Raw genomic sequence first — 16126 nt, 5'->3', positions numbered from 1 at the left:
GCTTTTACTAAGAAAGGCTTTCTCTGATTGAAAAAGCCTTGTAAAGAAAAGTCTTAGAAAACTGTTTTAACACCTACGATAGTACGCTCACCATCGTTACCAGCATCAACCTTGGTGTCTAACAGATCACCAGCGTAGTTTTCAACATAATAAGTTAGATCACCAGCTTTGTAAGCTGCGATGAAGTAAGTACCATCTACTTCATTCTCTAGATCGTTAGAGTACTCTAGCGTCAAAGTCAAAGCGTCAGTTGCTGCAAAAGCAACAGAAGATGTCATCTGCTCAACATCAGTTTGACCTGTCGCGCCTTTCTCACCCACACCGTAGTTCAAAGACACAGTGAAAGGACCAGATACTGTCTGCATACCAACGTTTACTGCGTTAGCATCACCTACCGCACCACCAGAGATACCTGCTTTAATAAAACCAAAATCTTTAACGAAAGACGCTGCAACACCCACTTCAGAATCTTCAGTTCCGTTTGGACGAGTTGCTTCTAATGCAACAGTAAACTCAGGAGTTACTTTGTAACGAACGCCAGTGTTGTCTGTATCATTAGATGTAACAAGATCAACACCATCGTAAATCTCATCCATACCCATGAAAGAACCAGTCGCTACTGTACCGTCAAAGCGACCGAAAGACACGGCACCTTGCTTCACGTAAATTTTTTCTAGACCAATATCTACGTCTTCGTCAGTGCCAGTACCTGCGATTTCAAGCTCAGCGTAAACAACACCAGTATCTACGTGTAGCTCTAATTCACTTAGGTTAGTACCATCAGCAGCGTCTAATTTATTTTGATCGCTACCGTAACTAACATACTCAACACCAGCTTCACCCGTAATGATGGCATCAGCAGCGAAAGTGGCAGTAGAAACAGCAGCCGCAACAGCAGTTACTGCAAACACAGAAGCAAGTTTAATCGCTTTCATTCAAGATTCCCCTTTATATTATATTGTGTGGCCTTGTAGACCTATTGATCGATTTTCGTCAAATCAAGAAACGCTGTTAAATCAACGACTCATGTATCTTAAAACCGATCGATTTCACTTTTGTGACAATTGCCAAAAAAGCCAGTTATCTTAATTCCCAATACAGCATTCGATTATGCTTTCGAATTACCGTTATGGAATGCATTGATTAAAACCAAGTTTTCTATTATCGGTCAAGCATTCCTTGCACTTTTTTTCTTTTTTTTTTCATCTTGAAGCCTTTTTTGGACAAAAAACATCCAATAAAGACAACGAAGAACATTTTTTTTCGTTTATTCATGCACAGTTAAATCAATTGAGCACGAGATTGTGTCAGTAAGTCGCAAGTCTAATATTTTTTTTTACTTAATTCGACCCACTTATCCTATTTAACGGATCGAAAATCTATTTCTTTAATTTTTTTATGCGCTTTTAAGGTTTTTTTCATAGACATTTTTTTCCTCGCTCGTTTTAATAAATCCCAATCACACCATGCCGTAAAACGAGATCCTTCAGGATAGTGCTTACCCTATGCAAACCGCGACCACTGACTCAAATACCGATGACACACAAGAGCTCGTTTTACTAACAGAGTCACCTTACGACACACCTGATCCAAGCAAAGCATTACATGACCCAGAAGGACTCTCCGCCATCGGTGGGGACCTATCTACCACGCGTTTGCTCCATCTTTACAGCAAGGGTTTTTTTCCTTGGTTCAGCGACCCTGACCCGATTTTATGGTGGCACCCAAAACAACGCTGTGTACTCAGACCTGCCGATTTCCATTTGTCGAGATCTCTCCAAAAAGCCTTTAAAAAAATAGGTCAAGCGGCCCCTAAAAACGAGCAATGGTCGTTTTCCATTAACCATGACTTTCCTGCTGTGATCCACCATTGCGCTGAATTAAGGGTCAATAAAGAAGGAACTTGGATATCAAAAGACATCAAACAGGCTTATCAAAAATTGCATAAATTGGGCTACGCCCATTCCATTGAAATATGGCAAAATGAGACACTTATCGGGGGATTTTATGGCATTGCAATGGGAAATATGTTCTTTGGTGAGTCGATGTTTTCACTCGTTCCCAACGCATCAAAAGTGGCACTAAAACTCTTTTGTGAGCTCGCACAAGAATGCCACATCGAACTCATTGATTGCCAAGTAGAATCCAAGCATCTGCTGTCGTTAGGCGCCAAGCTAATACAGAGAGACGTTTTTTCAACTCAATTAGAGCAACTCATCCCAAGTATAGAAAAAAACACCATTCTCATAAGCATTGGCAAGAGACCTGAAAAACACCCCATATAACAGGATATCGTTGGGGGAACCTTTAATTACCACCAACGCTTTGCGATTAAGATGAAAATAGACGCCATGAAAACACAACTAGGTTTGCCTTACGCTGCGTTTTTAGGCAAAATACGCTCGATCAAAATTCAGACGTTGCTAAATGCACGTAGTAATTAGTGCCTAACCGACAAATAACAGCACTAAACTGACAAAAGTAGCGCACCATTCCTTAACGCTGGCGCCTACTAAAATGAGAGCTTTGCAGGACGTTAAGTCGTGCAAAGCTCTCTAAATGTAAGTATTAACACCATAGGACACTCATTGTGGCAAAAGAAGAAGGCTTAGAAATGGAGGGCACTATCATTGATACGTTGCCTAATACCATGTTCCGTGTCGAATTAGAAAACGGACACGTAGTAATTGCTCATATCTCTGGAAAAATGCGTAAAAACTACATTCGTATTTTGACTGGCGATAAGGTAAAAGTTGAGTTAACACCATACGATCTTTCAAAAGGCCGTATTGTTTACCGCGCTCGTTAATGTAAATTGTTTAAAAACAATTTAACAAAGACATAAAAAAACCGGACTTGATGTCCGGTTTTTTTATGTCGCTAATACCTGTAGGTCGCCTTTAGGCCGTCAAAGCCTGATAACACCAAACCAACCCCATGTAGGTCGGCCTTTAGGCCGTCAAAGCCTGATAACACTAAACTAACCCAATGTAGGTCGGTCTTTAGGCCGTCAAAGCCCGATAACACCAAACCAACCCCATGTAGGTCGGCCTTTAGGCCGTCAAAGCCTGATAACACCAAACCAACCCCATGTAGGTCGGCCTTTAGGCCGTCAAAGCCTGATAACACTAAACCAAAAACCTTGACGCGCTAAAGCACGACCCACAAGATCGACGGAGTTCGTTTTGTGACAGTTTAATGCACGACCTCTTCTTTGATCACTTCGAATTTCAACTCATCACTCTTCTCATCCAGCGCCACTTTGACATGGCCACCATCATGAAGATCACCGAACAATATCTTATCGGCCAATGGTTTCTTCAAATGCTCTTGAATCACCCTAGCCATTGGACGCGCGCCCATTTGACGATCGTAGCCTTTATTGGCCAACCATCCTCTAGCGGTATCGGACACCTCCAACAAGACACCTTTAGGATCAAGCTGAGCCTGAAGCTCTACCAAGAACTTATCCACGACGTTGAAGATGATGCGTTCATCCAGTTGCTGAAATTGAATCACAGCGTCAAGACGGTTTCTAAATTCTGGCGTAAAGGTTCGATTAATTACCTCCATGCCGTCAGTCGAATTGTCCTGATTGGAGAAGCCGATCGAACGACGCGCCAGCTCTTCTGCTCCCGCGTTTGATGTCATCACCAAAATCACATTACGGAAATCCGCTTTGCGACCATTGTTATCCGTTAAAGTACCATGATCCATTACCTGCAATAGCAAGTTAAACACTTCAGGATGGGCTTTTTCAATCTCATCCAACAACACAACACTGTGTGGATTTTTCGTCACAGCTTCGGTCAATAAACCACCTTGATCAAACCCAACATAACCCGGCGGCGCACCGATCAAACGAGACACGGCATGACGCTCCATATATTCAGACATATCAAAGCGAATCAATTCTAAGCCTAGCTGCTTGGCCAACTGCTTGGTCACTTCGGTCTTACCAACCCCTGTCGGTCCCGCCATCAAAAACGAACCTATGGGTTTTTGCTCTGCTTTTAAACCTGCGCGTGATAACTTAATCGCCGAAGACAAGGAATCAATGGCTTTATCCTGTCCAAACACCACCATTTTCAAATTACGCTCTAGATTAGACAACACTTGTCTATCATCAGAGTTCACCGCTCTCACGGGCACTCTCGCAATTTTAGAAACGATATCTTCGATGTCAGCCACAGTGATTACTGCCTTGCGCTTACCTTCTGGTTGCAGACGCTGGTACGCACCCGCTTCATCAATAACATCAATCGCCTTGTCTGGCATATGACGATCTGTCACGTAACGTTGTGCAAGCTCTGCGGCAGCCAATAAAGCTGGTTCTTCATATTTGACTTTATGGTGTTCTTCAAACGCACCAATGATGCCTTTCAAAATTTGATAAGTATCATCTACGCTTGGCTCATTGACATCGATTTTCTGAAAACGACGAGCCAGAGCGTGGTCTTTTTCAAACACTCCGCGAAATTCTTGGAAAGTGGTTGAACCGATACAACGTAAGCCACCAGAACTCAATACTGGCTTGAGCAAATTGGAGGCATCCATTACTCCGCCGGAAGCAGCGCCCGCACCAATGATGGTGTGAATTTCATCGATAAACAAAATAGCATTAGGCAGCTTTTTCAAATCGCCTAACAACTGCTTGAGGCGTTTTTCAAAATCCCCACGATATTTTGTACCAGCAAGCAAAGCGCCCAAATCAAGCGAATAAACAATACCATCCGCAATCACATCGGGCACTTGTCCGTCTACGATACGCTTTGCCAGACCTTCTGCAATGGCCGTTTTACCTACACCAGATTCACCGACCAACAAAGGGTTGTTTTTACGACGACGAGAAAGCGTCTGAATGACGCGTTCGACTTCGTATTCACGTCCAATGAGCTTATCAATTTTGCCCGCTTTCGCTTCTTCGTTTAGGTTGGTTGCGAATTTTTGTAATGGCGCAGCGACGGAATCTTCCGCTTCGTCATCATGTTCCGCCTCTTGAGAGGAAGAATCCCCCAATTTAGAAATACCATGAGCAACGTAATTCACTACGTCTATACGCGCCACACCGTGGCGTTTTAGCAAATAAACCGTTTGACTTTCTTGCTCACTAAAAATAGCCACAAGCACGTTAGCGCCGGTAACTTCTCGTTTACCGGAGGATTGAACATGAAAAACCGCACGCTGTAACACGCGCTGAAAACCTAAGGTAGGTTGCACCTCACGTTCTTCATCGTTTTCTGGAATCAGCGGTGTTGTGCTGTTTACAAACTCCTCAAGCTCCCGACTCAAGACTTCTAAATTAACACCGCATGCTTTTAAGACGCTTGATGCAGCGCCATTTTCAATAAGAGCGAGTAGTAGATGCTCCACCGTCATGAATTCATGGCGTTTGTCACGCGCCGCTTTAAAAGCCATATTCAGGGTTTGTTCTAGTTCTTTATCTAACATTGCTATTCCCTCACTCTGAATCAGTCGACCTTTTGTAGGTCACACATTAAGGGGTGCTCATTTTGTTCCACGAACTGTTGTACCATTGCGACTTTGGTTTCGGCAATATCAAAAGGGTAAATACCGCAAACACCCTTCCCTTTTGTATGCACTTCTAACATTACCTGCTTGGCCTTCTCCCCATCCATAGAAAAAAAACGCTGTAACACAAATACGACAAAATCCATCGGCGTATAGTCATCATTAAATAACACCACCTGATACATGGAAGGCGGCTTTAATTCTGTTTCTTCAGGAGCAATCGCGATGTTGGAATGTCCGTGTTGCTCGTCTTCTGATACTAGTCTAATTTGTTGATCTACAATCATCCCATGCCTCTGAGGCTACAATTTTTTACGTAATTTGCCAAATTTGACTCATTACGACTTATATACGCAACACTTAGTCACTTGGATTTTACAAATCCCAAAAGGGCTTCTACGCTCTTAATGGGGGCAACTAAATGTGCAATCAATGTTTATGACTAAAATTCTAGCATTGATTCAGCCTAAACAAGTTGCACCTATTTCGCAATCTACGCTATTCGAGTGATGTTTTTAAGGTGCCAAGCAACATCATTATGCATTTTTGATGGTGCAGGCATATAAATGGTTAGACGGTTTACAGCGATCAGAGTCGTAAGGAGTAACTCATGTATCACGGATCAGTGAAGTGGTTTAACAACGCAAAAGGCTACGGATTCATTGTCTCAGAGGATTTTAATGAAGATTTATTTATTCATTATTCAGCCATTAATGTCGAAGGCTACAAAACCCTCAAAGCAGGACAGGCAGTAACATTTAATGTCGAACCTGGCGAAAGAGGACTGCACGCCATTGAGATTAATCCTACAACAACGAAACGAGAGGAAGCCCATTCCGTCGACAAAAAAACGCAGCCTGCGTAAAACAGAAACATCGTCGCTATCCTTGTACAGATTTGCTATCTTACTCCTCAATACGAGGAGTAAGATAAGTGCTTTTTTACGCCTTTTTTACGTTTTCCGCTTTCCCTAGACACGTACTGAATCCATGCCTTCCCATTTAATTGTATTTAATAAACCATTTCGAGTTCTCAGTCAGTTTTCTGCCGAAGGTGATAAATCGACACTGGCCGACTACATTGAGATACCAGAATTTTATCCTGCTGGACGATTAGATTTTGACTCCGAAGGATTATTGCTGCTAACAAACCAAGGAGCGCTGCAGCATGTAATAGCCTCCCCGGATTTCAAACTGCCCAAGACGTATTGGGTGCAAGTAGAAGGAGAGATTACGGACGACGCGCTCATAAAACTGAGACAAGGTGTTGAATTAAAAGATGGTTTAACAAAGCCAGCTCAAGCGGAACGTATGACAGAGCCAAACATTTGGGAAAGAATACCTGCGGTTAGATACAGAGAAAACATACCCACCAGTTGGTTAACACTGCAAATTCGTGAAGGTAAGAATCGACAAGTCCGTCGAATGACAGCCGCTGTCGGCTTCCCAACACTTAGATTAATTCGTTATGCCATTGGCCCTTATACTCTAGAAAATACCACTGTAGGCCAATGGAACTATATAGAGCCAACCGATAACTTACTAAAAGAGGTCACTCAGTTTGAAGAACAAAGAAAGAGAAAGGCTGCCTCACCTAACCGTCGCCGCCCTAGTGAGAAAGGTCAACAAAGACACCAAGGAAACAAAGTATCTCATGGTGAAGGAATGGCAAGACGGCCAAACAGTACTAAATCAACCCGCCGGCCACGTTGAAAATAATGAAAGCGTCATCGAAGCCGTCATTCGCGAAGCAAAAGAAGAATCTGGCTGGATCGTAAAACCCATCGGCCTACTTGGCATGTATGCGCTTACGCCCTTTGAAGGCGCAGACACCTATCACCGTCTGTGCTTTTTATGCGAGGTAATAAGTGACACCCATGAACCACTCGATAAGGACATCATTTCCAGTCATTGGTTGACCTATGAAGAGATAATGGCCTTACCCCATCGTAGTCCATTAATTAAAGCGTGCATTGAAGATTCATTTAATAACCCCATTATCTCCTTATCCTTCGTATCGGATCAATTTCTTCAACCAAAGAAAGTGATACAATAACGAACATTAAATCCCTTTGAGGCCACGCCTCTTTGCTTTACCCAAATAACCGTCGAGAAATCACAGCACATGAAAGAAAGCCCTATTGCGAATAGCGCAAACCACTCTAAAAAAGTCATTGTCGGCATGTCCGGTGGTGTCGACTCCTCTGTGTCAGCACTGATTTTGATGCAGCAGGGTTACCAGGTTGAAGGCCTCTTCATGAAAAACTGGGACGAAGACGATGGCACAGAGTACTGCACCGCCAAAGACGATCTTGCTGACGCCCAAGCGGTATCCGACAAACTAGGCATTAAACTGCATACCGCCAATTTTGCTGCAGAATATTGGGACAATGTGTTCGAGCATTTTTTAGCTGAGTACAAAGCTGGGCGCACCCCTAACCCTGATATTCTATGCAACAAAGAAATTAAGTTTAAAGCCTTTTTAGAATACGCCATGGCGCTAAACGCAGACTATATAGCAACCGGTCACTATGTTCGTCGTGGCGAGCAAGACGGCGAGCCATTACTGCTAAAAGGCTTGGATGCGAATAAAGACCAGAGCTATTTTTTGTATGCTGTGGGCAAAGACGAAATTGCCAAAACCCTCTTTCCAGTGGGAGAGCTAGAAAAACCTGAAGTGCGTCGTTTGGCGGAAGAATTTGGCTTAGTGACGCACAACAAAAAAGACAGTACCGGTATTTGTTTCATTGGGGAGCGCCGCTTCAAAGATTTTTTAGAGCAATATTTGCCTGCTCAACCCGGTGATATTGAAACCCTTGAAGGCGATAAAATTGGTCGTCACCACGGATTGATGTACCACACCATTGGTCAACGCCAAGGCTTAGGTATTGGTGGTCTGGCCAAATATTCTGATGATCCATGGTATGTGGTGGAAAAAGATCTCGAACGCAACGTGTTAATTGTCACCCAAGGCGGCCAACATGAATCGCTCTTTAAAACCCATTTAATTGCCGATAATTTTGATTGGGTTGCCAGAACAAAACCCTCTTTACCACTGACTTGCAAAGCAAAATGCCGCTACCGTCAAGCTGACCAAGACTGCACCATCAGTGAATTGGCTGATGGACGTATTGAAGTGTCTTTTGTCGAACCGCAACGCGCAGTCACACCTGGGCAATCTGTGGTATTTTATCTAGACGATGTGTGTCTTGGTGGCGGCATTATCAACGTCGCTTTTAACAAATAATCATTGAGAGAAAAAACGTGAGTAGTAGAGAAAAAGAGCAAACTATCGCCCTATCTGCGGTCTTTCAAGCGGCAGAATTGGTTTCCATTCTAGCCAAAACGGGTCAAGTCGATAATGCCAGTCTCCGCCCCCTATTAGAAAGCATCTTAATGGTTAACGCCGACTCTACCGAAGATATTTACGGTGGCCAATGGGATTGCTCTAGCAATCTCGCCCTGGGCAGAAAAATCTCTCGACAGGCATTAGGCAAAGAGCGCAGCAGCGTCAATCCAGACACTCTGCGCTATGCGCTTAGCCTAATACACCTTGAAAACAAACTCTCAAAAACCCCTGAGATGCTCACGGTCATTGGCCAAAAAATCACCCAGATCGAACAGAAAAAAGCCCATTACGACAGTGTTTTGCATGAAAACATGCTCGCCTCTATTTCGGGCTTATATCAAGACACTTTAAGCAAACTCACCTTTCGCATTCAAGTTCATGGTGACAGTCGATTTTTACAACAGCCGCACGTCGCCAATCAAGTTCGAGCTATCTTGATGGCGGGTATCCGCGCCGCCATGTTATGGCGACAACTCGGCGGTAAGCGCTGGCATTTAATCTTTAAGCGAAAAGCCTTATTAAACGCCTTAGATGCGCGTAATTGATAAAACCCGATTGAGTAATGACGCCTTTTCGCGACAATGAAAAGGCAATAGGATAACTGAAATCAATTCTGAGTATATCCAATAGCCAATATCTAAAAAGTGTTTTTTTAAGTTACTATACGGCACAATTTTTTAAATCTATTAATCAGATTACTGTACAGAAGATTTAAATAAGGGAATGGCGGCGAAAAGTCATCTTCGATTCACATAGGCAACTAGCCTTAAATGTTAGGGGAATTATATGTCGAAACAAACCATCTATTACACGTTGACCGATGAAGCACCAGCACTTGCTACCGCGTCTTTGCTTCCAATCTTTGGCGCTTTTGCAAAAGAAGCCGATATTGAGTTAAAACTTACAGATATTTCTTTAGCGAGCCGTATTATTGCTGCTTTTTCCGATCTGTTGCCTGCTGATAAACAAGCAGAAGATGGCCTAAAATTCTTGGGTGATCTTACCGCCGACCCTCAAGCCAACATTGTTAAACTGCCTAACATCAGCGCGTCACTACCACAACTTAACGCCGCGATTAAAGAGCTTAATGCCGAAGGTTACGGTCTTCCTGAATACCCAGAAAACCCACAAACAGACGAAGAGAAAGACGTTCAAGCTCGCTATTCTAAAGTGCTTGGCAGTGCGGTAAACCCGGTTCTACGTCAAGGCAACTCTGACCGTCGTGCACCTGCTGCGGTTAAAGGTTATGCTCGCAAAAACCCTCACTCAATGGGTAAATGGAAAAAAACCTCTATTTCCCATGTTGATTACATGCGCGAAGGCGATTTTTACTCTTCTGAGCAATCTGTCACTATGGATTCCGCTCAAACAGTTAAAATCGAATTTGTGGCACAAGATGGTTCTGTTGAAGTGAAAAAATCACTTCCTCTTCTAGCTGGCGAAATCATCGACAGCATGAACATCAGCACTAAAAAACTTCGTGCTTTCTTTGAAGCGACCTTACAAGAAGCGAAAGAAGATAACATCATGTGGTCTGTGCATTTAAAAGCCACCATGATGAAGGTCTCTCACCCTATCGTTTTTGGTCATGCAGTAACTGTTTTCTACAAAGACGTTTTTGAAAAATACGGTGAGCTTTTCAAAGAAATTGGTGTTAACCCAAACAACGGCCTAGGCAGTGTTTACGACAAAATCAAAACACTTCCAGAAGCGAAACAAGAAGAGATCAAACAAGCCATCCAAGACGTTTATAAAACTCGTCCTGAATTAGCTATGGTTGATTCAGATAAAGGTATCACTAACCTACACGTACCAAGTGACGTGATCGTAGATGCTTCTATGCCAGCTATGATTCGTAACTCTGGTAAAATGTGGGGCCGTGATGGCAAAGCGCACGATGCGAAAGCCGTCATTCCTGACAGTACTTACGCTCGTATCTACCAAGAAACGATTAACTTCTGTAAAACCAATGGTGCATTCAACCCAGTTACTATGGGCACAGTGCCAAACGTTGGCCTAATGGCACAAAAAGCAGAAGAATACGGCTCTCATGATAAAACGTATGAAATGAAAGCCGATGGCGTTATGCGCGTTGTGGATGCAAACGGCAATGTCCTAATGCAACACAATGTAGAAAAAGGTGACATCTGGCGCGCTTGCCAAACCAAAGATGCCGCGATTCGCGACTGGGTGAAACTAGGCGTAACTCGTGCTCGTCAATCTGATACGCCAGCGGTATTCTGGTTGGAAGATGCTCGCGCACATGACAATGAGCTTCGTAAGAAAGTTGAAACTTACCTACAAGAACATGACACGAACGGCCTAGACATTCGCATTATGCCTTACAACGAAGCAATCCGTTTCTCTATGGAACGTATTATTCGTGGTAAAGACACTATTTCAGTAACAGGTAACATTCTACGTGACTACTTGACTGACTTGTTCCCAATTTTGGAACTAGGCACCTCTGCTAAAATGTTGTCTATCGTACCCATGCTAAATGGCGGTGGTATGTATGAAACGGGTGCGGGCGGCTCTGCTCCTAAACACGTTCAACAGCTTATGGAAGAAAACTACCTTCGCTGGGACTCTCTAGGTGAATTCCTTGCTGTAGCTGTCTCTTTCGAAGAGCTTGGCATCAAGCAAAATAACGAAAAAGCGAAAATTTTGGCTAAGTGCCTAGATAAAGCAACGGGCAAATTGTTAGATACTAACAAGTCTCCTTCTCGTAAAGTTGGCGAAATTGATAACCGTGGCAGTCACTTCTACCTAGCGATGTACTGGGCTCAAGAACTTGCCGCACAAACAGACAATGCTGAAATGGCGGCTAAATTTGCACCATTGGCGAAAGAACTGACTGAGAAAGAAGCGACAATCGTTGCGGAACTTACAGCGGTTCAAGGTAAGCCTGCAGGTCTAACGGGTTATTACCATATTAACCTTGAAGAAGTCGCGAAAATCATGCGTCCTAGTGCGACCTTCAACCAAGCATTAGCAACGCTTTAAGCGAAAGCTTAATCGTGCTGTCCGAAAGCCCCGATGCGACTTAAGCCGCATCGGGGCTTTTTTATGTCAATCCCTCCGGTGAATCTCTGTATTACCTGCGCCCTTTTGCCTATAATAGCGGCTCCCTGAAAACCATGTCCGAGGCGTTATCTCAATGGAATTAACTAGCTTAAATGCAATTTCCCCTATCGACGGTCGTTACGGATCGAAAACAAACGTACTACGTCGCTCTGTGAGCGAGTATGGTTTGCTGCGTATGCGAGTCATAGTCGAAGTTCGCTGGCTACAGGCGCTTGCCAAACACCCACAAATTATCGAAGTGCCAGCCTTGAGCCGTGAAGCCAGTGCTTTATTGGATCAACTTGCCGACAACTTCAGTGAAGCCGATGCACAAGCCATTAAAGACATTGAGAAAACCACGAACCACGATGTCAAAGCGGTTGAGTACTTCATCAAGAACAAAATGGCTGGAAACACTGAATTAGCGGCCATCTCTGAATTTGTTCACTTCGCCTGTACATCAGAAGACATCAACAACTTATCGCATGCATTGATGTTGCGTGAAGCATTGGAAGAAGGCATTACTCCAGAGCTTAAAAACGTCATTACGGCCATCCAAGACCTAGCAATCGAACACGCAGAACAATCTATGTTGTCTCGTACGCATGGCCAAACCGCATCACCAACCACGGTTGGTAAAGAAATGGCGAACGTAGCTGCTCGTCTTAGCCGCCAGCTTAAGCAAATCGAAAGCGTTGAATTTTTAGGCAAAATCAACGGCGCTGTCGGTAACTATAACGCTCACCTTTCGGCTTACCCAGATGTAGATTGGCAAGCACACGCGGAACAGTTTGTTACCTCTTTAGGTTTGACTTGGAACCCGTACACGACTCAAATCGAGCCACATGATTACATCGCTGAACTATACGATGCCATTTGCCGTTTCAACACCATCCTGATCGATTTCGACCGTGATGTGTGGGGCTACATTTCCATGGGCTTCTTTAAGCAAAAAACCATTGCTGGCGAAATTGGCTCCTCTACTATGCCACACAAAGTGAACCCAATTGACTTCGAAAACTCCGAAGGTAACTTGGGCATTGCGAACGCCATCATGGGTCACTTGAGCGCTAAATTACCGATTTCTCGCTGGCAGCGTGACCTAACGGACTCTACGGTTCTGCGTAACCTTGGCGTTGGTTTGGCTCACAGTTTGATCGCTTACCAAGCAACCCTAAAAGGCATCAGCAAATTGGAAATCAATGCCCCTCGCCTTGAAGCTGACCTTAACAATGCCTGGGAAGTTTTGGCTGAGCCAATCCAAACCGTCATGCGTCGCTACGGCATCGAATCTCCATATGAAAAGCTAAAAGAGCTCACTCGTGGCCGCACTATCGACCAAGCGACGATTGAAGCTTTTGTTGATACGCTAGACATGCCTGAACAAGCAAAAGCAGACCTTAAAAAGCTGACCCCTGCAACTTACATCGGCAACGCTGTAGCGCAGGCAAAAGCGATTCGTAACTGATTTTCTCTGTAAAACGTCTCAATCCATCATTGAGGCGTTTCATGAGCAAATTTAAAAGAGCCGATTTATCGGCTCTTTTTGCCTTTTAAGCCATTAGCTTCTAAGATTCATCACCACTTCCTTTGTTCTATTAATGAGCGATTTATGACAGATTTAAACACCCCATTGACTATTCTTGGTGGCATGACAGGCCAACACTTTATCGACGAATATTGGCAGAAAAAGCCGTTGTTAATTCGCGGTGGTCTGGTCAACTTTACTCTACCTCTGGAAGCGGATGAGCTTGCAGGCATGGCAATGGAAGAGGAGATAGAATCCCGTATTGTGATCGAAAACGGACTGATACCCTGGGAAATGCGCCAAGGCCCTTTTGGCGAAGATACTTTTGCCACCTTGCCGGAAAAAGAGTGGACCTTACTGGTCCAAGCCGTTGATCACTGGGTACCAGAGGTTCAAACACTTAAAGAGCAATTTGAATTTTTGCCCAGTTGGCGCTTGGACGATGTCATGGTCAGCTACGCCACAGAAGGCGGCAGTGTTGGACCCCATTACGACCAATATGACGTGTTCCTAGTTCAAGTCTCTGGCAAACGTCGCTGGCAAGTGCTAGCACCTCATGAGTACCAGGATTCTGCCATCCCCAATATTAAATTGCATATTTTAGATAACTTCCCGGTGAACCCCGATATGGACTGGGAACTGGAAGCGGGTGATATTCTTTATTTACCGCCCAACTTTGCCCACAATGGCCGAGCATTGGATGACGACTGCATGACCTACTCTGTTGGCTTTCGTGCGCCAAGCATGCAAGACGTGCTGACAGGTATCCGCGACAAGCTGTGCGAAACTGACAACGTGAAAGACCGCTTTGCCGCACCAGAAACCGCTGGGCGTCAACACAGTGCGCATATTAGCCAAGATGATATTCAATACTTACAAACACAACTGGCTCGCCTTATTAATCAACCCGATCTACTGGCTGAATGGTTAGGGGAGACAATGAGCGAGAGCAAATACCCTGAATATCTTGAGCCCTTAAATCAAAAAGAGCTAAACGCAGCCTTTAACAGCGCAACACAAGGCCAAACCTTCTTACGCCCTGGTGATGCGCGCATTTGTTACTATATTCAACAAAACGCAGCAGACAAAGGCAAAATTCGTGTGTTTTGCAATGGTGAGCATCTGCTTGTTGATGAAACACTGACCGGTTTTGTTGAGGCTGTTTGTCACCAAGTCGAGTTCGATTTTTCTGGACTGGATCTAACACAACATGCAGATCTAGAACCGCTTGTACGCTTTCTCATTCGTCAGCAAGGATTAATCGAATTGGCTGCGGCAGAAGAATAAAAGAACATTTATTAAGAGAATAACATGAAGGTATTAACGTCAGACTGGAACAGCAGCAAAGATCAACTCACTTTTGTTCGCAAACAAGTCTTTATCATTGAACAAGGTATCGACCCAAAAGACGAATGGGATGAGTTAGATGAAGACGCAGTGCATTTTGTCTCATTTGGCACAACCGCAGTGCCGACGGGCACCTGCCGTTTAACCGAAAATGGTCAAATTAGTCGGCTGGCTGTATTGCCGGCATACAGACATCAAGGTTATGGCGAAATGCTGTTAACTCGTGCAGTAAAAGTGGCCAGAGAAATGGGCATTCGCACCGTATTTCTGCACGCCCAAGTTGATGTACAAACCTTCTATGAAAAACAAAACTTCCACAGTGACGGCAAAGTATTTTTAGAAGCCGGAAAAATGCACATTCGTATGGAAAGAGAGATTTAACCAAAGCCTCTGACGACAAAGTTAACTAGTCATCAGAGGCTGCTGTCAATCTTTTCAATAAAACCTCTTTGGCGTGGGCCACTCTTGCTTGTCGTAAGGCGCTTGATGCCCAAATCAAATAATACTGCATAGTATAAGTCCCCACTGGCGCGGGGATTTCCTGCAATTCCCCTTTTACTATTTGCTCACGACATAAAAATTCCGGCATCACAGACCAACCAACACCTTTTGTCAGCAAATTACGCAATGCTCGTAAATCTTGGCTCACCACGGTCGGAATAATGTGCTCGGTTTTAATATTATTTTTTATCAGCCATTTATCAATCAATGACAATTCAAGGTTATAAGCCAACAAAGGCGTATGATAGATTGCTTGATTAAAGTCCTCTGAGGTAATCAAAGAGTCAACAACCGCTGGCGAAGCCACAGCTACCACACCACACGTCAACAGAGTTTCACTGTGCAATCGACTGTCTATAACTGGGTGAGCAGAAATCCCTAGGTCACAATGACCTTCTAAGAGCATACTGGTAATCATTGGCCCATCGCCAGTATGCATTCTGATACGAATCCCATCCTCTATCAGAGGCAGCAACTCGCCCGTTAGCACCTCTGCCATAAAATCCGCATGACCAATAATTTGCAAAGCACCAGCAACACCGACGGAACGAAATCGAGCAGAAGACAATGCGGCCTCAGCGGCATCAAGCTTATCTCCTACATCAGCTGCTAATTCGTCCGCGGCAGAGGTCGGAACCACGCCAGCAGGCTGACGCTCAAACAAAGGACGACCAACAGCCACTTCAAGACCCGCAATATGCTGAGACACAGCAGGCTGGGTCAAATTAAGAGCCCGTGCCGCACCACTAATCGATCGTTGGCGATAAACTTCGACAAAAGTACGTAAGCGAGAAAGCGACATAC

16 protein-coding genes are annotated in these 16126 nt (G+C 44.2%); 11 read left to right on the top strand and 5 right to left on the bottom strand.

The window, feature by feature from the left end; genetic code table 11:
• Nucleotides 1–53: 53 nt before the first annotated feature.
• Nucleotides 54–935 (bottom strand): hypothetical protein, encoded by an 882-nt coding sequence (locus tag DKT73_RS09995; RefSeq protein ID WP_111638416.1) that lies wholly within the window; start codon nt 933–935, stop codon nt 54–56.
• 570 nt (nt 936–1505) lie between these two features.
• On the opposite strand from DKT73_RS09995, the gene aat reads away from it, so the two are divergent.
• Nucleotides 1506–2285: a leucyl/phenylalanyl-tRNA--protein transferase gene (aat, locus tag DKT73_RS09990; RefSeq protein ID WP_111638415.1), complete on the top strand. Its 780-nt coding sequence runs from the start codon at nt 1506–1508 to the stop codon at nt 2283–2285.
• A 305-nt stretch (nt 2286–2590) separates the two neighbouring features.
• Complete coding sequence (gene infA / locus DKT73_RS09985) at nt 2591–2809, top strand: translation initiation factor IF-1 (RefSeq protein WP_012070936.1); 219 nt, start codon at nt 2591–2593, stop codon at nt 2807–2809.
• 71 nt (nt 2810–2880) lie between these two features.
• Here the strand turns inward: infA and DKT73_RS09980 are convergent, their stop codons facing one another.
• The 3 genes from DKT73_RS09980 to clpS all read right to left on the bottom strand — a co-directional run bounded on the left by DKT73_RS09980 (nt 2881) and on the right by clpS (nt 5819).
• Complete coding sequence (locus DKT73_RS09980; RefSeq protein ID WP_111638414.1) at nt 2881–3129, bottom strand: hypothetical protein; 249 nt, start codon at nt 3127–3129, stop codon at nt 2881–2883.
• 66 nt (nt 3130–3195) lie between these two features.
• The gene (clpA, locus tag DKT73_RS09975) at nt 3196–5451 is read right to left on the bottom strand and encodes an ATP-dependent Clp protease ATP-binding subunit ClpA (protein ID WP_111638413.1); all 2256 of its coding nucleotides are present in this window, start codon (nt 5449–5451) and stop codon (nt 3196–3198) included.
• A gap of 20 nt (nt 5452–5471) precedes the next feature.
• Nucleotides 5472–5819 carry an ATP-dependent Clp protease adapter ClpS gene (gene clpS / locus DKT73_RS09970; protein ID WP_111606860.1) on the bottom strand — a complete coding sequence of 116 codons (348 nt, stop codon included), beginning with the start codon at nt 5817–5819 and terminating at the stop codon, nt 5472–5474.
• 323 nt (nt 5820–6142) lie between these two features.
• Here clpS and DKT73_RS09965 point away from each other — a divergent pair, with 323 nt between their 5' ends.
• The 9 genes from DKT73_RS09965 to DKT73_RS09925 all read left to right on the top strand — a co-directional run bounded on the left by DKT73_RS09965 (nt 6143) and on the right by DKT73_RS09925 (nt 15202).
• Nucleotides 6143–6397, top strand: a complete 255-nt coding sequence (locus tag DKT73_RS09965) for a cold shock domain-containing protein (RefSeq protein ID WP_111638412.1) — start codon at nt 6143–6145, stop codon at nt 6395–6397.
• Nucleotides 6398–6521: 124 nt separating this feature from the next.
• Nucleotides 6522–7244: a pseudouridine synthase gene (locus DKT73_RS09960; RefSeq protein ID WP_111638411.1), complete on the top strand. Its 723-nt coding sequence runs from the start codon at nt 6522–6524 to the stop codon at nt 7242–7244.
• The gene (locus DKT73_RS09955) at nt 7186–7587 is read left to right on the top strand and encodes an NUDIX domain-containing protein (RefSeq protein WP_232827834.1); all 402 of its coding nucleotides are present in this window, start codon (nt 7186–7188) and stop codon (nt 7585–7587) included. The genes DKT73_RS09960 and DKT73_RS09955 overlap by 59 nt, the downstream gene beginning before the upstream one ends.
• Nucleotides 7588–7656: 69 nt before the next feature.
• Complete coding sequence (gene mnmA / locus DKT73_RS09950) at nt 7657–8778, top strand: tRNA 2-thiouridine(34) synthase MnmA (protein WP_111638409.1); 1122 nt, start codon at nt 7657–7659, stop codon at nt 8776–8778.
• Between the two features lie 17 nt (nt 8779–8795).
• A complete protein-coding gene (gene hflD, locus DKT73_RS09945; protein ID WP_111638408.1) occupies nt 8796–9425 on the top strand; it encodes a high frequency lysogenization protein HflD in 630 nt (209 codons plus the stop codon).
• A 241-nt stretch (nt 9426–9666) separates the two neighbouring features.
• The gene (locus tag DKT73_RS09940; RefSeq protein WP_111638407.1) at nt 9667–11886 is read left to right on the top strand and encodes an NADP-dependent isocitrate dehydrogenase; all 2220 of its coding nucleotides are present in this window, start codon (nt 9667–9669) and stop codon (nt 11884–11886) included.
• Nucleotides 11887–12040: 154 nt separating this feature from the next.
• Entirely contained in the window at nt 12041–13414 is a 1374-nt protein-coding gene (gene purB / locus DKT73_RS09935; RefSeq protein WP_111638406.1) for an adenylosuccinate lyase, read from the top strand.
• Nucleotides 13415–13558: 144 nt separating this feature from the next.
• Nucleotides 13559–14761 (top strand): cupin domain-containing protein, encoded by a 1203-nt coding sequence (locus DKT73_RS09930; RefSeq protein ID WP_111638405.1) that lies wholly within the window; start codon nt 13559–13561, stop codon nt 14759–14761.
• A 24-nt stretch (nt 14762–14785) separates the two neighbouring features.
• The gene (locus tag DKT73_RS09925) at nt 14786–15202 is read left to right on the top strand and encodes a GNAT family N-acetyltransferase (RefSeq protein ID WP_111638404.1); all 417 of its coding nucleotides are present in this window, start codon (nt 14786–14788) and stop codon (nt 15200–15202) included.
• Nucleotides 15203–15227: 25 nt separating this feature from the next.
• Here DKT73_RS09925 and DKT73_RS09920 read toward each other — a convergent pair whose 3' ends face one another.
• Complete coding sequence (locus DKT73_RS09920; protein WP_111638403.1) at nt 15228–16124, bottom strand: LysR family transcriptional regulator; 897 nt, start codon at nt 16122–16124, stop codon at nt 15228–15230.
• Nucleotides 16125–16126 lie beyond the last annotated feature (2 nt).

Origin of the sequence: Marinomonas shanghaiensis (assembly GCF_003259175.1) — a bacterium.
GTDB classification, from domain to species: Bacteria; Pseudomonadota; Gammaproteobacteria; order Pseudomonadales; family Marinomonadaceae; genus Marinomonas; species Marinomonas shanghaiensis.
This window is presented reverse-complemented; position numbering and strand designations above follow the sequence as displayed.

What these genes read in the sequence shown, in the direction of transcription:
- clpA (WP_111638413.1), bottom strand. Translation starts at nt 5,451, where the DNA reads ATGTTAGATAAAGAACTAGAACAAACCCTGAATATGGCTTTTAAAGCG.
- DKT73_RS09995 (WP_111638416.1), bottom strand. Translation starts at nt 935, where the DNA reads ATGAAAGCGATTAAACTTGCTTCTGTGTTTGCAGTAACTGCTGTTGCG.
- DKT73_RS09925 (WP_111638404.1), top strand. Translation starts at nt 14,786, where the DNA reads ATGAAGGTATTAACGTCAGACTGGAACAGCAGCAAAGATCAACTCACT.
- DKT73_RS09920 (WP_111638403.1), bottom strand. Translation starts at nt 16,124, where the DNA reads ATGTCGCTTTCTCGCTTACGTACTTTTGTCGAAGTTTATCGCCAACGA.
- DKT73_RS09960 (WP_111638411.1), top strand. Translation starts at nt 6,522, where the DNA reads ATGCCTTCCCATTTAATTGTATTTAATAAACCATTTCGAGTTCTCAGT.
- DKT73_RS09940 (WP_111638407.1), top strand. Translation starts at nt 9,667, where the DNA reads ATGTCGAAACAAACCATCTATTACACGTTGACCGATGAAGCACCAGCA.
- DKT73_RS09965 (WP_111638412.1), top strand. Translation starts at nt 6,143, where the DNA reads ATGTATCACGGATCAGTGAAGTGGTTTAACAACGCAAAAGGCTACGGA.
- clpS (WP_111606860.1), bottom strand. Translation starts at nt 5,819, where the DNA reads ATGATTGTAGATCAACAAATTAGACTAGTATCAGAAGACGAGCAACAC.
- DKT73_RS09955 (WP_232827834.1), top strand. Translation starts at nt 7,186, where the DNA reads ATGGTGAAGGAATGGCAAGACGGCCAAACAGTACTAAATCAACCCGCC.
- purB (WP_111638406.1), top strand. Translation starts at nt 12,041, where the DNA reads ATGGAATTAACTAGCTTAAATGCAATTTCCCCTATCGACGGTCGTTAC.
- DKT73_RS09930 (WP_111638405.1), top strand. Translation starts at nt 13,559, where the DNA reads ATGACAGATTTAAACACCCCATTGACTATTCTTGGTGGCATGACAGGC.
- aat (WP_111638415.1), top strand. Translation starts at nt 1,506, where the DNA reads ATGCAAACCGCGACCACTGACTCAAATACCGATGACACACAAGAGCTC.
- mnmA (WP_111638409.1), top strand. Translation starts at nt 7,657, where the DNA reads ATGAAAGAAAGCCCTATTGCGAATAGCGCAAACCACTCTAAAAAAGTC.